The organism is Paenibacillus hunanensis (assembly GCF_034055775.1).
GTDB lineage: Bacteria > Bacillota > Bacilli > Paenibacillales > Paenibacillaceae > Saccharibacillus > Saccharibacillus hunanensis.
This window is the reverse complement of the sequence record NZ_CP139194.1, coordinates 2,424,213-2,443,688: the sequence shown is the minus strand read 5'-3', so window position 1 is coordinate 2,443,688 and position 19,476 is coordinate 2,424,213. Positions and strand designations below refer to the sequence as shown.

The 19,476-nt window shown below is 46.9% G+C and carries 18 protein-coding genes; 8 read left to right on the top strand and 10 right to left on the bottom strand.

What is annotated here, in order from left to right; genetic code table 11:
- Positions 1–3 precede the first annotated feature (3 nt).
- Positions 4–1,182 carry a class I SAM-dependent methyltransferase gene (locus SK066_RS09990; protein ID WP_320544534.1) on the bottom strand — a complete coding sequence of 393 codons (1,179 nt, stop codon included), beginning with the start codon at positions 1,180–1,182 and terminating at the stop codon, positions 4–6.
- A 679-nt stretch (positions 1,183–1,861) separates the two neighbouring features.
- Here SK066_RS09990 and SK066_RS09985 point away from each other — a divergent pair.
- The 5 genes from SK066_RS09985 to SK066_RS09965 all read left to right on the top strand — a co-directional run bounded on the left by SK066_RS09985 (position 1,862) and on the right by SK066_RS09965 (position 6,937).
- Positions 1,862–2,887: a helix-turn-helix transcriptional regulator gene (locus tag SK066_RS09985; RefSeq protein ID WP_320544533.1), complete on the top strand. Its 1,026-nt coding sequence runs from the start codon at positions 1,862–1,864 to the stop codon at positions 2,885–2,887.
- A 461-nt stretch (positions 2,888–3,348) separates the two neighbouring features.
- The gene (locus tag SK066_RS09980) at positions 3,349–5,163 is read left to right on the top strand and encodes a sensor histidine kinase (RefSeq protein WP_320544532.1); all 1,815 of its coding nucleotides are present in this window, start codon (positions 3,349–3,351) and stop codon (positions 5,161–5,163) included.
- 2 nt (positions 5,164–5,165) lie between these two features.
- A complete protein-coding gene (locus SK066_RS09975) occupies positions 5,166–5,840 on the top strand; it encodes a response regulator transcription factor (RefSeq protein ID WP_320544531.1) in 675 nt (224 codons plus the stop codon).
- A 47-nt stretch (positions 5,841–5,887) separates the two neighbouring features.
- On the top strand, positions 5,888–6,412 hold the full coding sequence (gene pssA / locus SK066_RS09970; protein WP_407673818.1) for a CDP-diacylglycerol--serine O-phosphatidyltransferase: 525 nt from the start codon (positions 5,888–5,890) through the stop codon (positions 6,410–6,412).
- Between the two features lie 6 nt (positions 6,413–6,418).
- Positions 6,419–6,937, top strand: coding sequence for a DedA family protein (locus SK066_RS09965; RefSeq protein ID WP_320544529.1), 519 nt, complete (start codon positions 6,419–6,421; stop codon positions 6,935–6,937).
- A gap of 180 nt (positions 6,938–7,117) precedes the next feature.
- Here the strand turns inward: SK066_RS09965 and SK066_RS09960 are convergent, their stop codons facing one another.
- The 8 genes from SK066_RS09960 to SK066_RS09925 form a co-directional block, all read right to left on the bottom strand.
- Entirely contained in the window at positions 7,118–7,288 is a 171-nt protein-coding gene (locus SK066_RS09960; RefSeq protein WP_320544528.1) for a hypothetical protein, read from the bottom strand.
- A 159-nt stretch (positions 7,289–7,447) separates the two neighbouring features.
- Positions 7,448–8,194: an alpha/beta hydrolase gene (locus tag SK066_RS09955; RefSeq protein WP_320544527.1), complete on the bottom strand. Its 747-nt coding sequence runs from the start codon at positions 8,192–8,194 to the stop codon at positions 7,448–7,450.
- 339 nt (positions 8,195–8,533) lie between these two features.
- A complete protein-coding gene (locus SK066_RS09950) occupies positions 8,534–9,595 on the bottom strand; it encodes a metallophosphoesterase family protein (protein WP_320544526.1) in 1,062 nt (353 codons plus the stop codon).
- Positions 9,592–9,924, bottom strand: coding sequence for a DMT family transporter (locus SK066_RS09945; protein WP_188775522.1), 333 nt, complete (start codon positions 9,922–9,924; stop codon positions 9,592–9,594). Before SK066_RS09945 ends, SK066_RS09950 begins: the two co-directional genes overlap by 4 nt.
- Positions 9,921–10,886, bottom strand: a complete 966-nt coding sequence (locus tag SK066_RS09940) for an HAD family hydrolase (protein ID WP_320544525.1) — start codon at positions 10,884–10,886, stop codon at positions 9,921–9,923. Before SK066_RS09940 ends, SK066_RS09945 begins: the two co-directional genes overlap by 4 nt.
- Before the next feature lie 329 nt (positions 10,887–11,215).
- The gene (locus SK066_RS09935) at positions 11,216–12,589 is read right to left on the bottom strand and encodes an ABC transporter substrate-binding protein (RefSeq protein ID WP_320544847.1); all 1,374 of its coding nucleotides are present in this window, start codon (positions 12,587–12,589) and stop codon (positions 11,216–11,218) included.
- A gap of 212 nt (positions 12,590–12,801) precedes the next feature.
- Positions 12,802–13,626: a carbohydrate ABC transporter permease gene (locus SK066_RS09930; protein ID WP_320544846.1), complete on the bottom strand. Its 825-nt coding sequence runs from the start codon at positions 13,624–13,626 to the stop codon at positions 12,802–12,804.
- Between the two features lie 187 nt (positions 13,627–13,813).
- Positions 13,814–14,674, bottom strand: coding sequence for a carbohydrate ABC transporter permease (locus SK066_RS09925; RefSeq protein ID WP_407673817.1), 861 nt, complete (start codon positions 14,672–14,674; stop codon positions 13,814–13,816).
- Positions 14,675–14,883: 209 nt separating this feature from the next.
- On the opposite strand from SK066_RS09925, the gene SK066_RS09920 reads away from it, so the two are divergent.
- The 3 genes from SK066_RS09920 to SK066_RS09910 all read left to right on the top strand — a co-directional run bounded on the left by SK066_RS09920 (position 14,884) and on the right by SK066_RS09910 (position 17,571).
- Positions 14,884–15,450, top strand: coding sequence for a GbsR/MarR family transcriptional regulator (locus SK066_RS09920; protein ID WP_320544523.1), 567 nt, complete (start codon positions 14,884–14,886; stop codon positions 15,448–15,450).
- A gap of 258 nt (positions 15,451–15,708) precedes the next feature.
- The gene (locus SK066_RS09915) at positions 15,709–16,683 is read left to right on the top strand and encodes an aldo/keto reductase family protein (RefSeq protein ID WP_320544845.1); all 975 of its coding nucleotides are present in this window, start codon (positions 15,709–15,711) and stop codon (positions 16,681–16,683) included.
- 351 nt (positions 16,684–17,034) lie between these two features.
- Positions 17,035–17,571 (top strand): O-acetyl-ADP-ribose deacetylase, encoded by a 537-nt coding sequence (locus SK066_RS09910; protein ID WP_320544844.1) that lies wholly within the window; start codon positions 17,035–17,037, stop codon positions 17,569–17,571.
- A gap of 219 nt (positions 17,572–17,790) precedes the next feature.
- On the opposite strand, the gene SK066_RS09905 is transcribed toward SK066_RS09910, so the two are convergent.
- A complete protein-coding gene (locus SK066_RS09905; protein ID WP_320544522.1) occupies positions 17,791–19,083 on the bottom strand; it encodes a galactokinase in 1,293 nt (430 codons plus the stop codon).
- Positions 19,084–19,476 lie beyond the last annotated feature (393 nt).

Genomic DNA, 19,476 nt, shown 5'->3' with positions numbered 1-19,476 from the left:
GATTCACCCCTCCCCTTCAAGCGCTCGTCTTCCGCACCATGCACGAATCGATAATGTTTGAAAATAAGTACTAATCTCTACCAATCCAGCTTGAGCTAACATCGCTTCCATCTTATCTGCGTGTGGCGGATAGGACGTGACACTGATCGAATGGGCAAAGCGCTGCCACTCTGTCTCGGTAATCCCATTTTGCTGCATATGCATATGCCATGCCTCCATCTGCCAATCGTTGACCGAAGTCTGAGACGGAATGGATAGGCAGGCAATAATAACAGGCGCGCCAGGTTTCACCGTTGCAACGAGCTTGTTTAGCATCTCTTGTTGCTGTTCATGTGGAAGAAAATGCAATACTAACAAACAAGAAGCCGCGTCATATCGTAACGATGAAGCTTTCTGATGAGACGTTGAATCGGGCGTGGAAGTGGACTTTACATCTGACTTATTCATGGATACCGTAGAAGTGGATGTATATGACAGTGAATCTTCTTCCATAATATGATTCATTTCACCATCCACTCGCTCTGGCAACTGATCGATCATTCCGATATGTAGACGACAGCGTGCAGTAATACCTGCTTGCTCTGCACGCTGCCTTGCTGTATCAAGCATCTGTAGAGATGGATCAACACCCGTCACCAGCCAGTGGGGATAGCTCGGCAGCCACGCTACTAATTCCTGTCCACCACCAGCGCCAATGATTGCAATATGTCGCAATGATTCATATGACGTTGATGATCCGGCTGGCTGATGAGCTGAGAGCGAACAAGCTTTAGTTATTGAATGCTGGAGTGAGCTGTTATGGATGGGCTGGTTTGTGGAATTGTCGATTGAAGTATTCGTATTCCCACTGGCTAACTCGCTGGTCTCACGTTCGGTTAATGCGCGAGCTACATGACAATGTTGGCGATTCATACCTGTTTCCAAAATCATGCCACTTAGCTCATATAGCACGGAATAAGCAGGAATTTTGTGACCGATAGTCTGAGGATAGGCAGCGGCTGCCTCACTATGCCAGCTCATAGGTAGCTGGGTAGCAGGATTAGATGGTTCATCTGCCGAGTACGATGATTCCATACAATTGGATGTAGAATCTGATCTTGAATTGGATATGGTGTTTGATGCTGGAATCATATCCTTGGAAAAGGACTGCTTATGATCTGTTTTTTCATCTGGTTGTTGCATAGATTGAACCTCCCTGTCTAGAGCTACTGGTTACTGAATACGCATGACGCTACAAACTGAACACGGAGCGCTTTCTTTGATTTTCTAAGCATGAAGCGCTCGCGAGCCTTCTTGTGTATAGAACGACTACAATAAAGCTACTGCATGCATCGTATCGATTGTGCAATAGAGCATGCTTTGATATACTGTGATTCAATTAAGAATGATTCTCAATTAACTGGATTATGATCCTTGCTAACTGCATATACAGATCGAAGCTTCAGTATACATAAATGAATACAGCCAACAGCCCTATCTTGCATGTGTATGTTGTATCGTGCTCTATTTATGCTCAAGCTATCATGCGTTGTCTATGCCTGGATCATCCTCACATTCTTACTGTTTCTCATTATGTAATAGACACTACATTTCGCCTATCCCACAAAGCTGGGATTTATCATTGCTTACTAATTTATTATGTTCATGTTATAGATTGAATGAAGAAAAGAGGGTTTCTATCATGCATCCTAGCCAGCATCAAAATTTCAATAAATCAGCACCTCCAACACATTCATTCCCCAACAAGCTCCCTCGTCTACCAGAAGCAAGCGTAAGTTCTAATTATGCTACATATCCTTCTTATTCTGCTGCTTCTCATCCTATTTCTTCTGTCCAATATCGCTCTCAGCTACTCCAGTGGTTGAATCAGTATGTTCCATTCGGTGCAGCATGCTGTACACTCGTTGATCCAGAAAGTCTATTGTCGATAGGGGCAGTAGTGGAACAACAGCTAGAAGATATTCATGCGGAACTGCTTGCTTATGAATATGCTTATGCTGAGGCAAAGGATGCGTATTGCAATCTCGTGCATTGTGACCCACCAATCGCGGTGTTAAGTCAACACCAGCCTCATCTTCTATTGGAGCATCCACGATATGATAAGGTGCTACGCCCTGCTGGCTTTGGCGACGAGCTTCGCGCTGCCATGATCTATAACAATCGCTGCTGGGGATTTCTAACTTTATATCGTTTGTATAATCAACCGCTATTCAGCACATACGAAAAGGAATGGATCGCACAGCTATCGCCTGCAATTGCTGCACAATTACGTGTATTTAGTCTGAATTCCCTGCACCAAATGCAGCAGAAAAGCAGCGAGCAAGAGAGAGCTACAAGCCACTCCATAGATTCCGCGCCCAATTTATCCAAGCCAATAGAAAAGGGCATTGTACTGCTATCCGAGCAACTAGAGCTATTATCTGCTAATCGTGCCGCCACATCATGGCTGGACAGATTACGACAACATGAAAATGAATCCAATTCTGCATGGCCTCGTCCTATTCATACTGCCGCTCTCAAGCTATTGCAGCAGCCTGCCGATACAGCGGGCTATACAGAAAGCCTGCAAAGCTATATTCCTGCTTGTGGCTACTATGTCTGGATGCGTGCGAATCTGGTATATACAAACGATGAACATCGACAGGTGATGATTGAGCTGGAATCAGCTCCACCTGAGCAGTTATTTCGTTTGCAATGTGAGCAATTTGCGCTAACGACGCGTGAACAGCAGCTTGTTCAGCACGTAATAAAAGGTCTATCCACACGCCAGATCGCAGCCGCTCTGCACATTTCCACATTTACCGTACAGGATCATTTTAAATCGATTTTCACTAAAACGGACACATCCAGCCGTCGCGAATTGATCGCTATGCTGCGTAAACGTTAGATCGAAGCTAAGCCAACGACGATAGAGAAAAAACGGATTTCGCTATCGTCGTTTTGACCATTTTAATAGCTTGAGCATAAAGCCATTTTGTTTATTTCATAGCTCTGTTTATTTCATATCCTGGATTGCACCTCTCGTATCTATGACACCATGTACATTTTCACCTCTTATCTTTCCCATATGATTCTGTTATTATCCATCCACATTTCCCCTTCATCATTTCTCCCTCCCCATCGACAGCATGATCAACTCACTCTTTTCTACATATCCTTTATCAATTCAAGTTCCGATATGGACACATAGAGGACAAATCGTTTCCGTATACTAAATGTACCGAATATATACAATAATCTGTCGGTTTGTCGATAAAGCGAGTAAGCGGCAATCCTTCTCTATAACGAGTATGTTATGATGCAATAGGTATACCGTATATTTCGGTCAGTTGTTCAAAAGGAGCGCCTATGAAAAACCGCAGTATTACCTTTAAGCTGTTTATTATTACGGTCATCGTGTTTGCCTGTTTTTATGCGATGGTCATCTTATCCCAATTGCTTTTCTTTAATCAATTTTATGAAACGTATAAAATGCGTCAGGTCGAGCACAATCTGGAGCAGCTGGCGCACAGCTATGTGACGGAATCCGAGGATAGTAATACATTATCCCGACAAGCCATACGCTTTATGGAAACGAATAAAAGTCAGCTCGCTGTCATTAATCCGCAGGGTGAAGTGATGCTGAACGATATGTACCAGCTGAGCCTGAACGAAACGTATCATTTATTATTGAAGCAGCCCGATGGGAAGCAGATCTTCGTACCACTGGCGCTGATGCTAAGTGAATATGGTGATCCATTTCGCAAAGCTCATATTAAGCTGGGGGACACACTGACGATCTACGGCAGTATGAGAGCACCGAGCAGCAAGCAGCCTTATACGGTACTCGATCCGCAGCAAATTAGTAAAAATGGTATCAAAACCGTAGGCGATAGCTACGAACCGAATACGACCAAATTGACAGGCACAGTCAGTGAACTGGTTTTGCCTGATCTATCGAACTGGAAAATCAGTCAGGGCTTACTGCTACAAGCATTGTACGAGCAATTCCCACTGAGTGCAGAGCAGCAAACCGATCTGAAAAACATGAATCCAATCCAGTATGGCTGGAACGACTCCTGGAGTGGTGCCAACAATCTGATCACTCTGTATCCGATACAAAAGAACGGACAGCAGCAATTATTGTTTGTCATCACGTCTATTCAGGAGATTAGTGATACCAATGCAGCGCTACGCTGGTTTTATCTATATCTCGGAATTGGTGGCTTTGCTCTTATTCTGATTCTATCCCTGTTCTTCTCACGTATGGTCACGAAGCCACTCATTGCACTGAATCGAATGGCCAAGCGGATGGTACGGCTTGATTTTAGCAGCAGTGCCCCACCCCTGCGTCAGCAGGATGAGCTGGGAGGTCTGGCACGCAGTATGGATACACTGGCACGTAAGCTGGATACTGCTCTACGCGAGCTACAGGAAGCGAACACACAGCTACAGCAGGATATGGAACAAAAGCAACGCATGGAGCAGATTCAGCAGAGCTTTTTCACCAATGCTTCGCATGAGCTGAAGACGCCACTTAGCATCGTGAAAAGCTTCGCTGAAGGCTTACAGGATGGCGTGAATGTCGATAAAAGCGGTCATTATGTCAGTGTGATTATTGAGGAAGCGGATAAGATGGAAATGCTGATCAAGGATATGCTGGATCTCGCCCGCCTCGAATCCGGTACGATTCATTTACAGCCTCGTCCGTTCATGCTGAGTGAGCTATCTGAAAAGGTAGCGGATAAGCTTATCTACTCCCTCCAGCCAAGACAGCTACAAATTGTCATCTCACCGATCAATGAAAATCCGGTGCTCGCCGATCCCGACTGGATTGAGCAGGTGCTTCGCAATCTGATTATCAATGCGATTCGTCATGCGGAGACAGGCAGCGATATTCGCGTGGTGATTGAGAGCACGACATTGACGACCACACTCCATGTGGATAATACCGGTAAACCGATTGCTGAGGAGCATATAGAGCATATTTGGGAACGATTTTACCGTGCAGAGCCTTCCCGTAGTCGACAGACTGGCGGTACTGGACTTGGTTTACCGATTGCCAGCCAGATTCTGGACTTACATGGCTGTAGCTATTCGGTACGCAATTTAGCAGATGGGGTACGCTTTTCTATTATCTTTGATGATCGTGTACGCCCTGACGTGATTCGGGAAGGAGTATAGGTATGGCTGGAAAGATTTTGCTAGTCGAAGATGAACAACGCATTCGCGAGGTCATCGCTGATTATTTTCAAAGTGATGGCTGGGTAATTGTTGAAGCTGAGGATGGCGAGCAGGCACTGGAGCAGTTCGATCTGCATTATCCAGATCTGATCATCCTGGATATTATGATGCCGCATATGGATGGCTTTGAGGTATGTCGCCATATTCGCAAGCACTCCGGGGTGCCGATTATTCTGCTCACTGCCAAGTCTGCGGATAGTGACAAGGTACTCGGCTTCGAGCTTGGTGCAGATGATTATGTGACCAAGCCATTCAGCCCGCGCGTACTGCTCGCACGAGCGAATTCGCTGATGAAGCGAGTAACGGAAAATTACGAACCACAGGGTCATCGTCTGAGCTTCGGTACTGCGGTGCTGAACACATTAACCCGTCGACTGGAGCTGGACGGTAAGCCTGTGGAGTTAACACCGAAGGAGTATGAGCTCTTGCTAGTGCTCGTTCGGAATAAAAATCGCGTGATTCCGCGAGACACCCTGCTGAGTCGTATCTGGGGAATTGAGTTTGAAGGGGAATCGCGTGTAGTTGATTCTCATATTAAAAAGCTACGCGCCAAGCTAGGTCCCGAATCGGGGCACATCCGTACTGTGATCGGTGTCGGCTACCAATTTGAACCGTAAATCGCTGTAACACACGGCATAAGGATGCCTGGAAGGAATGAACAATGATGAAATGGAGCTTTATCCCCTCATTATGTACGGTACTTAATCTGGCGGCTGGAACCGTGTCGCTACTACTGACGATTCATGAGCATTATCCTTTGGCAGCGTTAATGATTTTATTTGCTGCATTATTTGATGTGTTTGATGGCTTGCTGGCACGACTGCTGCATTGCACTAGTGAATTTGGTAAGCAGCTCGATTCACTAGCTGATCTGATTTCCTTTGGCGCGGCACCTGTATTTCTGGTGCTGTTTGATCAGCTTGATCCAAGAAGTGGCTCTGGTTCGGTGGCTGCGGTGCTGTTTGTTATTTGCGGTGCACTACGACTGGCACGATTTAATGTCACGGGAACAAGCGCAGGCTTTACTGGAATGCCGATTACGGCTGCTGGTACGGTGCTCGCACTGCTGTCACTGATTACACATTCGCTACAGCCAACGCTGTTGATTGCCTTGATCGCGCTATTATCGTTCTTGATGATCAGCCGTATCCCATTTCCATCTTTTAAAAACAAAATGGTCAGGAAGTGATGTCTCATGGATCTGGCTATTGAATATATTGGACGCTATGGTTATATCGCCATCTCGGGCTTGCTCGCCCTTGGTATTATCGGGCTACCGATTCCCGATGAGATGTTGATGATCGTCGTCGGTTACCTCGCTTCCAAGCATGTATTGCATTTGCCACTCGTATTTCTGTTCAGCTTTGTCGGCTCAATTGGTGGAATGACGATTAGCTACTGGATTGGTCGACAGCTAGGCTCCACACTAATTGTGAATTATGGCAAATGGGTCGGATTAACTGTGACCCGGTATGAGCGAATTCAGCAGTGGTTTCACCGTTACGGTCGCTGGACGGTACTGTTTTCGTATTTTATTCCCGGCGTGCGTCATGCTGCTGGCTATATCTCTGGTATTAGCGCAATGCCGTTTCGCTATTATGTATCGATCTGCGCCGCAGGTGCATTGATCTGGACAGTTGTATTTATCTCGCTTGGTTACTTTGCTGGCGTGCATCTACTACCTGGTTTGCCTGCACTTAACACAACTGGCTAACCATATATAGTAAACGTGTATAATATTATGCCTACAGCTTCACTTCATCGTATAAAGTCTAGCTATATGATATAAAATGATATAATTTAAAATTCGGCAACACTTATAAGCGTATCTTTATGATCTGTTGGATGAAAAGAAACGTGCTAGATATTAAAAAACACAACCGGAGAGCTGGCATTAATACCAGCCTCCGGTTGTGTTTTTTTTGATCGTACGCAGATACCGCCGGAATACCCCTTCCGACTTCCGCGCCGCCAGTGTACGGCGTATCCCCTGCATCATAAGCTTATAGTGCCATTCATCCTCACGTCCGACACGATGAAGCTCCTGCAAAAACTCTTCACTCATCTGAACCACTCCGTTCCTGATGATCTTGAATATACTAAGTATAAACCGTCAACATGAACAATAGATGTAGTACAAATGAAAAAAAGCTTAAAACACTGTCATATCTAACAATGGCTCTTTACCATTTCAGTGAAAAAATAGCCCTCTAACGTACTATTATTATACCTGCCAGTCCAAGGCGTCCAAAAATTGATGAATATCTGCAAACACTTGAGCCTGCTCAACATCCATAGGCAAAATATGACCTGAATTCGGATACCACTTGAGCTCTTTATGCGAGGAACCGATCTGCTCATAGATCGTGCGTGCACTATCCTGATAAAGCACATCATCCTGCTGCCCCTGCATAATCAATGCGGGTGCGGTAATGCGACTCAGTCTTCCAGCTGTTGAGCTAATCAGCTGGCGAAGCTGCTCTAGCTCGTTCAGCGGTTCATTCGCCAGACTGTCCAGTCGCTGGGCGATTATAGCCGGGTCTTTCGTTTCCAACGATACATACCAGCGCGCATAATCGAGCACACGCTGCAAAATATCTGCTGTATTCTTCTCCTGCACAGGCGCACTCATTGAAATGACCGCCTTGACCGGAAATAATGTACCCATACGTAATGTGAACACGCCACCGAGCGATACACCAGCAACTGCAATTTCCTCATAACCCTGCTGCTGAAGCCAATCATAGCCATCGACTACACTTTGCCACCATGCAGCTGGACGTGTACGAAGTAATCGTTCGGGCACATCGCCATGGCCTGCATATAAAGGTGCATGACAGGTATAACCCTGCTCATGTAAATATCTGCCCAGACGGCGCACATGTACCGTACTGCCTGTATAACCATGCAGTAGCAATACCGCTCGTCGCCCTGCTTTGTACGTAAATGACTCCGGTGCAACCATCTTCATCTCTGATCTCTCCACTTCTCTCTCGCTCGCATATATCTATAAGTGACTGCAAGCGAGTCTGTCTTTTACGGTATTGTACCGAACCCGAAGTAAGGATACCATATTCTGCACACAGATGACCATTTCATGCTAAGATGGTGCTAGTTATCGATTCGATGGATGATCTGCGCACAGCCTATGAGAGATGTGGATATGTACATTAGAGAGTCAGGCTTCACGGCGACAATCCTCAGCTTGCTCTGGATTCTTGTATCGAACGCTCTATCCGTGTCAGTCGATTACAGAATATCGACCGCAGTAGCGATCTCCCTCCATCTATGTAACTTGTGCAGCAGCATGCTACTCTGTACCACCATACGCAAATGCCCACATCGCTTCTTCTAGCCACCGTCCAGCGGCAAAATCACGACCACGCACTACGATATGTGCAGGATAAATATCGACATAATAGCCCTGACTGCCTTCCAAATATTCATCTTCATCCGTCCACAAATAAGCGACCGAAGCTGTGTTGAACATAACTGTTCCTGCGGCCGATTGATGCATCGTATGAGGAGAGCTTAATTGCCAGTGCGTATGTCCGCTAAATAGCATCACCTGTGGGTACTCCAGTAACAGTTGCTTGAGATCACGATCTTGCTCCACACCATACCAGCCTTGCTGCTCTAACGAGCCCGCGACCGTATTCATCAGCGGCTGATGCAAAAAAACAAAGATCGGCTTCCCTGGCGATGCGGTTACCGCCGCTTGAAGACGCTGCTGGAGCCACTCTAACTGCATCGCTGATAGATGACAATCCTTTGCCAGTGGGCGCTCTGTGCCGAGGAAAATAAATACGTAGCCGCCCAGACGCTTTTGATAATAAGCCCCTTCTGTTGCTGTTGCTTCATTAAAACTGCCCAGACGATGTAACCACAGCTGATGAACTGGCTCCGCAACCTCGGCGACTGACGGAATCTGATACAGACCTGCCGCTTCCTGACGATATTGTCCCCATAATTCTGGTAAGGCTTGCCCTTGCAAGGATACGAGTCCTTCCAGTTCCTCCATCTCCTCCTTCCAGCTCAGATCACCTACATCATGATTACCCGATGTACTGTACATCGCTGGAAGATGCTCACCATATAAGGATTGGATACGCTGTAGCTCTGCATACTCGGCAGGCAGCCCGTGATCGGTCACATCTCCCGCATGCATAATGCCAAGGCTATCCTGAGCGAGCTTGCTAATATCATTGAATGCCAGTTCCATATGCTGATTGTATAGATGCTTCGAATCAGCGGTCAGGTGGGTATCGGTAATAACTTGAAAGGAAGCGATCCGTTCATGCTCATTCGGAATCCATTGTGGCTCAGGTGCTGTAAGATTCGAAGCTATAGTTTGATAAAAAGATCGTGTCATCGTGCATCACTCCATTTCAGTCCAATAATGCCTACTACAATAACAGCTAACCAGCATACCGAGGTCATACGCAGTCGTTCTCCGAATAGATAGTAGCCTGCTACGCTAATTAGCGTAATGCCTACACCCGACCAGATCGCATAGGCTACACTGATCGGCATATAGCGCACAGCATAATTTAATAGCGTGAAGCTTGCCGCATAACAAATAAACATCAACAGCGAGGGTAATGGACGCGAGAAGCCATCCGATACTTTCATCAATACGGTTCCACTAAGCTCCAGCAGAATCGCTCCACTTAAAAATAACCAGCCTGCATACATACTCATGCCATCGTCCCCTCTTCGGTCAGCAGTTCAGTAAACGATGTGATCGTCATCGTTTGAAGTGTAAACGCCTGCGACTGCCCGATTCCAATTGCAATCTCACAGCCAGCAGCGTGCGCCATCATCATGTCGCCATTCGTATCACCAAACACGATCGTATGCGCTGGCTCCACACCAAGCTGTTGACAGGCAAGCTGTACCATATCAGGAAATGGCTTACCACGCTCGACTCTATCACTACCGATCATCACATCGAACATCGGCTCTATACCGAGCCATGATAAATGCTTATGCGCATTGGTGGTATCATCCGCGGTAACCACACCAAGCTTGAGACCATACTGTCGACACTGCTCGATAAAAGCCGTTACTCCTTCTACTTCTTTGACCGGTCGCGCCTGCTCCAGCTGCTGATCCGCAGCCTTCGCCAGCTCACGCACGATCTGGCTCGCCTGCCCCCACGACCAGCCTGCACGATAGCCCTGCCAGGCCAACACCGCATATACATCATTCATCGTACCCATAGCTAGCGGGCCACGCACATCATAGTCGATAATATGTCCGTCCGAATCATGCAGGGTGCCCCAGATACCTGCGACATTCTCCTCCTGCCAGTTCAATCCATCAGCTTCCAGCGCTTCGCGAAAGCTACGTAGCAGTTGATCTGCCCAGTAGCCCCACATGTAGATAAAATCCAGTAAAGTTCCATCCTTATCAAATAACACGGCATCGATTCGCTTAGACGCATTCGGTTGACGGAGTAAACAACGAATCAATTCCATCCGATCTAACGCTTGCAAATGGTGAGTCTGTGGTTGTTCATGACTAGCCCGTAGTTGCTCCACTGACGGTTGGCTGGATGCCTGCTCATGCGCAGTTATATTATTTCTATCATTTTGCGCGTGAACATTTGAAGCTTGAGCTTGATGCTGACGATGTGTTGTCTTTTTGATGAGCTCTGTCATTTGGCTAGCTTCCTTTCCAATACGAATCAAACTTTCTTATACAGATCAAAAGTACAGATAAAAAGCGATGCACAGCGCCATTACTGCGCTGTGCATCATCATGTCATCGGCAGGCTGGCGTTAGGAATCATCCAGCCTGTGACCGATTCGTTTATGCCTGTAAGCCTTTTGCTTCGCGCTAGCTCATACTTGCTTCACATGATGAAGAGGATCGCTTGCTCTGAATGTATCGCTTTTTCACATGGTAAGCTCATCGGCAATCTACCATTCGACGAACTTACCTGTATGGGTAAAGCCTTGCTACTAGACTTATCGTAAAGCTAAAATGCTTAGCGATTCGCTCGATCAAGCTCCTGCTGTGCCTTTTTCTGTGCTTCCGCCAGTGCCTGTGCTGCTGGAACATTGTTGATCTGCACCTGATCAGCGGCAACCTTTAGTGCATCCGTAATTTTGCCACCCGTTGGGTCCTGAAATGGAGGCGAAGCATGGGATGCCTGCTTCAGTGGCACTTCGATCTGTGGATTTTTCGCGCTAAAGGCTTTGAATTTCTCATCCTGTAGTGCAGATTGACGTACCGCGATATAACCAGTGTTCATCGACCATTGTGCCGTGTTGGACGCTTTGGAGAAGTACGTCAGCCATTTGAAGGCTGCTTGCTGCTGCTCTGGACTTGCCTGTGCTGGAATGCCTGCCATAATGGCATTCGCTACAGGTTTACCCTGACCAACACCTTCCCAACCCGGCTGCTCCATTGCGCCAACGATTTTGAAGTCCAGATCGCCCTGGTCACCACTGGAGCCTGTATAGCCTGCTGCTTTGTTCTTCATTACATCGTCAATCGTTTTGTACCAGTATTCCCAGCCCTGACCACCGGAGTGAATCGTCATAATGCCATCATCGTGAATCCATTTGCGGAATGATTCCCATGTGCTTGTCCACTCTGGTGTATCGATCGTTACCGTTTTGCCATCTGCGCTCAAGATGCTTCCACCCTTGCTCAGTACCGCATCGATCATATTATCTGCGCCCCACATTGGCTCCCAGCCGTAGAACGTTGTTTTGCCATCGGACTTTTTCGTCATTTTCGCTGCTGCCGCAGATAGGGCTTCCCATGTAGTCAGGCTGGACGGATCGATCCCAGCTGCTTTCAAGGCATCCTTACGGTAATACATAACCTGTGTCGTTCCGTACATCGGCAGGAAGTATTGCTTCCCGTCTACCTGACCCTGCTGGAGGAAGGTCTGCACAAAGTCATCCTTTTTAAAATCAGGATCTGCGCTAATGAATTGATCCATCGGTGCGTAATAGCCTTTTTTCGCCCATTCAACATTGGAGCTGAGCACAGCTGCTGGAACCTGTCCTGCGGCAATGGCTGCCTGTAGCTTTTGTGTCGTTTCATCATAATCTGCCTGTACCACGCCTTTGACGATAACGTCCTTTTGCGAAGCGTTGAAGTCATCAATCACCTTCTTCATGTTATCGCCAAGCTTGCCACCGAGACCGTACCAGAATTCAATTTCAACCGGGCCACTGGATGCCGTTGTCTGTGCTCCAGTCGAGCTGCTTGCTGCTGCAGGTGTGCTTCCGCTCGATGGCGAGCCACATGCTGTTGTGATCAGGAAGGTTGACATCATAACGAGCGACAGTCCGGATTTCCAGCCGAATTTGCGTGATCTACGTGCTGGAGTTGGCTGCTCATCCATTTCATTTAGCGTGTTAACCTGTTGTTTTACGATTTTGTTTTTCCACATACTGAACAGATTCATGCGATTGATCCTCTCCTGTATAAAGGGATATAGGTCAGACATTGCGCCTGCCAAATGATAATGATCCGAATAGCTGATCATGCTGTACTTGCATGTTATTTCTTCATGTATCTCTGCATGTATCGCTTTATTGACTTCTTCATGCTTCCTTATTTGCTCACGCCAGCTGACATATTCACACTCTGCATAATCGTCTTCTGGGTAAACAGGAATAATACGAGCAGTGGGGCAATCGTAAAGGCACTAGCCGCCATAATTTGCGGCCATTTCAGACCATAGGCTCCTCCTTCCACAAAAAAGCTGCGTAAGCCTGCGGAGACGAGTTGCAGCTCAGGACTCTTCGTAATGAGCATCGGCCAGAAATAGTTGTTATATTGCTCAATGAAGGTAATCAGTATCATCACTGCAAAGGTCGGTCTGGCAAGCGGTACGAGCATTGTCCACAAAATGCGAAAATGCGATGCACCGTCAAGCTGTCCCGCTTCCACCAGCTCATGCGAAATTTGCAGAAAGGCCTGTCGAATCAGGAAAATCGAGAATACACTCACACAGTTAGACAAAATGAGTCCGCTATACGAGTCGAGCAAATGCAGCTTGCTCAGCACCAGATAGCTCGGCAGATAAACAGCTGTACTCGGGATCATATAGCCGAGTAGCACAATGCCGGTAAATAATCCTTTTAGGCGAAACTGCATATGAGTCAGCGCATAAGCCATCATCGCTGAATTGATCACCTGTAGGAGTGCAATCGCCGCACCGACAAACATACTGTTCAGCATATAACGGGCGAATGGCGCAGCATGCCAGGCATCCACATAATTGTTCCACAGCATATGCTCTGGCCACAATGTTGGCGGCATACGGAAAATCTCATCATTCGTCTTGAGTCCACTCATAATCATCCAGTAAAAAGGAAATGCCATTACCAGCGCGATTACCGTTAATACTGCATAACGGATCACATTCGTTGTCATTGCTCCGGGACTCAGCTGCTTACGCTTGCGGGGGCGACTATCCAGCTGCTGCCTTGCAGACAGCATGCCCTTTCTACGACTTCCACCTGTCATCGATGCAGGCTGTCCCTGTACGGAGCTAGACATCACCGAAGTCTCCTGCATACCGCCTTGCTGTGATGACAGCTTGTTATTCATTGTACTCATCTCAATAATGCACCATCTTTCTGCCAAGCCAGAATGAACCTGCGGACAGCACCACACACAGGAGGATCAGCAGTACAGCAACGGCTGACGCTTGCCCGACATCAAATGCTTCAAAGGCTGCCTGATAATACATGTATAACAGTGTACGTGTCGAACCTGCCGGGCCACCCTGCGTCATCACATTGATCTGATCATAGGCTTGAAGCGATTGAATCGTTAAAATAACGGCTAGGAAAAAGGTCGTTGGTGAGATCAGCGGAATCGTAATGTGACGAAACTTGCTCCATGCGCCCGCTCCATCAATCGAAGCTGCTTCCAGCAGATCGCTAGGTAAATTCCGCAGTGCCACCAGATAAAAGATCATCGCCCAGCCAATCGATTTCCATAGGGTGACGATCAGGACAGCTACAAGTGCCCATTGTGAATCCTGTAGCCAGCCAATACCGGTAATGCCGACCAGCTTGAGCAGGTAATTGGCATAGCCGACGTCCGGTTGGAAAATCCATGACCAGATGATCGATACAGCGACAGTCGGCGTGATCCACGGCGAGAAGATCAATGCACGATAGATGCTCGACCCGCGTAGCTTGCTGTTGAGCAATAGCGCGAGCAGCAAGCCACCGATCATAATCGGAATGACACTCCCAATGCCGAACAACAGTGTCACACGTAATGCCTGGTAAAAGTCAGGATTGCCGAGCAGATACGTATAGTTGCCCCAGCCGACAAATTCCTTTTCCGGGCTCATAAAATCCCAATCGGTAAAGCTCAAATAAAATATGTAGACGAGTGGCCCAAGCCAGAACAGCAACAGCGGAATGACCGCTGGCAGGGTAAATGCTAACGCCTCGCCCTCCCGCATCCATCTCAATTTCACTTCGTTCACTCCTGTGTTCAAATTTAATTGAATAATTTGATCTGTAGCAGCATCATTACTCATTTCGTCCTTCTGTACAAAAATTATTGTACACTCGTTTGTGGAACTTTGAGTCAAAACAGTGTTAAACTATCGGTGAATCATGTAAATTTTGCATTGAATTTCTGACATATTCAGATCATATACGAGGTGTTATGGTGGAAAAGGAAAAAAATGTGCCTAATCTTGGACTGGATCAGCAGCAGCTTCGTGCAGAAGTCATTGATGCGATTGCACGGACGATGGATTTGTACGGGGTGAATCATTCATTTGGCGAATTGTATGGCGTGATGTACTTTGAGGATCGACCGATGACGCTTGAGGAAATGAAGGATAGCATGAACATGAGCAAAAGTAATATGAGCTATGCGGTTCGTTCGCTTGTTCAATCTCGTATGATCACCAAGCTGGACGATAAGCGTGATCGGCGCGATCAATATCAAGCAGAAACCGATTATTTTAAAACCTTTCAAAATTTCTTCGGCAGTCGCTTGCAGCGTGAGATTGATGTGATGACTTCCAGTCTGGAGCAGGTGATTCCGCAATTGTCGGAGATGATTCTGGCACAGGATACCACAGCTGAGACACGGGAAAGCTGTCTGCGTGATCTACATAAGCTTCAGCATGCCCAGCAATATTATGTATGGCTACAGCACTTTGTCGATCAATTGCAGGCAGGCGCGTATTTCCAAATGGAGCGGGAAGCAGATGATCACGTATAGCGTATTTACTTTAGTATGGAGCGATGCCATACAATATTATGAGGCTAGAAAATACCCTTTTAGTATGGCAGCTATCTAATATTCATTCATATGAACGGCATAGGCTAAAATGGCTTGATCTCCTTCTGGTTCTCCGTATAGTTAACCCATTCAAACCTGTAGTAGTTGACGAATGGAACATTTTGGCGGATGATGGCTAAGGCGGTTCCTATCCAGTGAACTGCCCTATCCATCTACATAATAGGAGTGTGAATATTGATGAAATACCGCAATCTAGGCAATACCGGTCTAAAGGTTAGTGAAATTTCACTCGGTAGCTGGCTGACCTATGGAACAGCCGCAGAGCAACAGGCAGCCGATCTATGTATTCGTACTGCATTTGAAACAGGTATTAATTTTTTTGATACCGCAAACGCTTACAATCGTGGTGAGGGTGAAAAAGCGATTGGAGCAGCACTTGCTAGCTATGAACGTTCCAGCTATGTGCTGAGTACAAAGGTATTTTTCCCAATGGGCGATGGCCCAAATGATCGTGGTCTATCACGCAAGCATATTATGGAGCAATGCGAAGCGAGCCTGAAACGTCTTGGTACGGATTATATCGATATTTACTTCTGCCATCGCTTTGATGCAGAGACGCCAACGGAGGAAACGCTTCGTGCACTCGATGATCTAACTGCACAGGGTAAAATTCTGTATGCTGCGGTGAGCGAATGGTCGGCAGCGCAAATTACAGAGGCTGCTGCGATTGGTGAACGATTACGTCTGCGTCCACTCGCCGCCAATCAACCGATCTACAATCTATTTGAGCGCTATATTGAGCAGGAGGTACTGCCTGTATCACAGCAATACGGACTCGGTCAGGTTGTCTTCTCTCCACTCGCTCAAGGTGTATTAACAGGGAAATACAAGCCGGGACAGGCGCCAGCATCCGATACACGCGCAGCCAATGATTCAGTCAATCAGGTAATTCGCAGCTATTTCCGTGATGATGTGCTAGGTGTAGTCGCTGAACTGAATGATCTGGCAGCAAGCATGGATCTGACATTATCCCAGCTCGCCTTAGCATGGGTACTGCGTCAACCGGGAGTTAGCTCAGCGATTATTGGTGCGAGCAAGCCACAGCAGATACATGAAAATGTAGAAGCGGTAAATGTAAGCTTGAGCGAAGCAACACTGGGGCAGATTGATGTAATCATGGAGAAAATTAGTGACTTTGCGCCGATGCGTTAAGAGTTAGTGCGTACTCATGAGAATTAGCACATCGTGATGAGAGTTAGTGCATCCTGAGACGTATTGATTGTAAGAGTTATAACGATAGGCTGGCTGTGAATTATTGCGATGGTCGGTTATAGATTGGATTAGATGATGCTTGTCTGGAGCTTGATTGTTTTTGAATAGCTTCATGAAGGCAGTTAGGATGAAGTTGTTTGCTGAAGGCATACACAACTTCAACAAAAATAAGTAACAAAATTCGGTATCGCACAGGAATCGTGATATGAAATGGGTATAGTTGTTATGATATACATCTATCCTTTACTTCTATAAAAAGGAGTGTCAGTCATGAAGATTGTGATCCATGGCATCGAGATTGAAGCCGTGCAAGCAGATATTACGCGCGAGCAGGTGGATGCTGTTGTTAATGCTGCCAACTCAAGTCTATTGGGCGGAGGCGGTGTAGATGGAGCGATTCATCGTGCAGGCGGTTCGGCGATTCTGGAGGATTGTTATCGGATTCGCGAGCGTCAGGGTGGGTGCCCTACTGGCGAGGCGGTTATTACGACCGCAGGTCATTTGCCAGCACAGCATGTGATTCATACGGTGGGGCCAGTGTGGAATGGTGGCGATCAGCAGGAGCCAGATTTGCTGCGGAGCTGTTATGTACATTGTCTGCAACTGGCAGATAAGCATGGATTGAAAAGTATTTCGTTTCCGAATATTAGTACAGGGATTTACGGCTATCCTAAGCCAGAGGCTGCGGCAATTGCTGTGGATGTAGTTCGGCAATACGCAGAAGCAGGTCATGGTTCACTGGAGCTTATTCGGTTTGTTTGTTTTGATCGGGATAATCTGGCATTGTATGAGCAGCAATTGGAGCGTATACAGGTAGCAGGGGCATAAGTGTTTTGCTAGTGTTTTGCTACTATGCTCCTGTAGCTTGTGCGAAGGCTTGTATGATTTTTTTGAGAAAGATAATAGCGATGTAAAAAGAACTTCTACCTGAGCGAGGTTGGTATTATTCCCTCGAGGTAGAAGTTCTTTTTGTTAACTTTTTGACGGTCTTTATTGTATTTAATAGCGCTTATTATGGAGCGAACCCATCATGTACTCCTTTACTTTTTACAGCAGATCACTCAGGCAAAATGCGCCGTGTTCACGGATGCGGACACGGAATACAGATGTGCCCAGTGTGTCGGCTATGAGTTGCTCGTAAGCTGCGGCGTGCTGATTGGGAACAGCTGCCAGGATTACGCCTGCGAAGCCGCCACCGTGCAAACGACATGCGCCGTCGCCGATGCTTTGCAGGAATACTTCGGTAATTGCCAGCGCTACAGCTACGCTCTGATCATGATGATCGGAATCGCGGTAGCAGTTTTGCAGCCATTTCCACGATGAGTTACCCGAAGCGGTCAACAAACCAAGGAAGCTGTTCATATCATCTGCACGCAGTGCGGCTACCTGCTGATCGACGCGGTCATTTTCTTGCAGGAAGTGCATCGCACGCAATACGGCACGGTCGCCTGCTTGTTCACGCAATGCTGGCAGGTTCGCATAGATCTGCTCCAGTGTAATATCACGGCATACCTCACCGCCAAGCTGCTTCGCAACTGCAAACATTTCATTCGGTACGCTTGCATAATCGTCGGTCAGATCGGCGTGGTTACCGCCTGTGCTTACGATTAACAGAGAATAGCCTTTGGCATAGAAATCGTATGATACCGCTTCGATCTCTGGCTGCTGTGGATCAGCAAAATCGATAGCTACCAGACCACCATAGGCACAGGACATTTGATCCAGCAATCCAGATGGCTTATTCCAGTAACGATTTTCAGCGAAACGTCCAATTTTGGAGATCGTTACGGCATCCAGCTTACCTTCATTATAGAACGTATTCAAAATCGAGCCGATCAGCATTTCAAAGGATGCTGATGAGCTAAGTCCGGATGCGGACAATACATTGGTGCTAATGTAAGCATGGAAGCCGCCAGCGCTATAGCCCTGCTCGCGCAAGCCAGCTACAATTCCCTTTACAAGAAGCACTGTAGCGTTTTCATTTTCGCCAGCAGACAGGTCGTCCAGCTGTACACGAAACTCGCCTTCATAGCCTTCTGAGAAAAATACGATCTCTGACGCCTCTACCGGAGAAGCAGCTGCAATCGTATCCAGATGAATACTGCCTGCGAGCACTTTACCCCGGTTGTGGTCGGTATGGTTACCACCAATCTCTACACGTCCAGATGCGCTGAACAGCTGTACTTCTGGTTCGCTGAAATGCTTGCCGAACTGTGAAATCAGTCGCTCGTAGCGAGCAGTTTGTTCGGCTAGCTCTTCGGTTCCGTACAAGCGCTCCAAAAGCTGCTGTACCTCGGTACGCTGCAAATAATCTGTTGCCTGTGTTGTTACTATACTCATCGTTATTCCTCCTGGCAGCGTCTATGTATACGCTTTATTCGATAATAGGCTGTATTTCTTCATTCTATCATACCTGTAAGTAGCATGATTAGAAAAGGGTAAAATGCTAACATTTTGGGTGGGATGTGAAGGTTTGATGATAATAAGGTTTTGAGATGTATATGGATGCTGGGATGTACACCACTGCGAAAAGGAATAAGGGGACGGACTCGGGTGGAGCCGCGGGAATCTACTGGATTAGGAATGAATGTAGATTCCCGCCCCTCCAAAGGAGTCCTTTCCCCTTATTTCCTTTTCTCCGTTCCGTACGGGTTGCATCTATAGAGATCAAAACCTTTTATCATTAGTTTAGGGGTAGCAATGGATAGATATCGGCTTTTCACGAAGATCTTC

Excerpts from the sequence above, each read along its gene's own strand:
- SK066_RS09990 (WP_320544534.1), bottom strand. The coding sequence starts at position 1,182 with ATGCAACAACCAGATGAAAAAACAGATCATAAGCAGTCCTTTTCCAAG.
- SK066_RS09980 (WP_320544532.1), top strand. The coding sequence starts at position 3,349 with ATGAAAAACCGCAGTATTACCTTTAAGCTGTTTATTATTACGGTCATC.
- SK066_RS09975 (WP_320544531.1), top strand. The coding sequence starts at position 5,166 with ATGGCTGGAAAGATTTTGCTAGTCGAAGATGAACAACGCATTCGCGAG.
- pssA (WP_407673818.1), top strand. The coding sequence starts at position 5,888 with ATGAAATGGAGCTTTATCCCCTCATTATGTACGGTACTTAATCTGGCG.
- SK066_RS09965 (WP_320544529.1), top strand. The coding sequence starts at position 6,419 with ATGGATCTGGCTATTGAATATATTGGACGCTATGGTTATATCGCCATC.
- SK066_RS09960 (WP_320544528.1), bottom strand. The coding sequence starts at position 7,288 with ATGAGTGAAGAGTTTTTGCAGGAGCTTCATCGTGTCGGACGTGAGGAT.
- SK066_RS09955 (WP_320544527.1), bottom strand. The coding sequence starts at position 8,194 with ATGAAGATGGTTGCACCGGAGTCATTTACGTACAAAGCAGGGCGACGA.
- SK066_RS09950 (WP_320544526.1), bottom strand. The coding sequence starts at position 9,595 with ATGACACGATCTTTTTATCAAACTATAGCTTCGAATCTTACAGCACCT.
- SK066_RS09945 (WP_188775522.1), bottom strand. The coding sequence starts at position 9,924 with ATGAGTATGTATGCAGGCTGGTTATTTTTAAGTGGAGCGATTCTGCTG.
- SK066_RS09940 (WP_320544525.1), bottom strand. The coding sequence starts at position 10,886 with ATGACAGAGCTCATCAAAAAGACAACACATCGTCAGCATCAAGCTCAA.
- SK066_RS09935 (WP_320544847.1), bottom strand. The coding sequence starts at position 12,589 with ATGGATGAGCAGCCAACTCCAGCACGTAGATCACGCAAATTCGGCTGG.
- SK066_RS09930 (WP_320544846.1), bottom strand. The coding sequence starts at position 13,626 with ATGACAACGAATGTGATCCGTTATGCAGTATTAACGGTAATCGCGCTG.
- SK066_RS09925 (WP_407673817.1), bottom strand. The coding sequence starts at position 14,674 with ATGCGGGAGGGCGAGGCGTTAGCATTTACCCTGCCAGCGGTCATTCCG.
- SK066_RS09920 (WP_320544523.1), top strand. The coding sequence starts at position 14,884 with ATGGTGGAAAAGGAAAAAAATGTGCCTAATCTTGGACTGGATCAGCAG.
- SK066_RS09915 (WP_320544845.1), top strand. The coding sequence starts at position 15,709 with ATGAAATACCGCAATCTAGGCAATACCGGTCTAAAGGTTAGTGAAATT.
- SK066_RS09905 (WP_320544522.1), bottom strand. The coding sequence starts at position 19,083 with ATGAGTATAGTAACAACACAGGCAACAGATTATTTGCAGCGTACCGAG.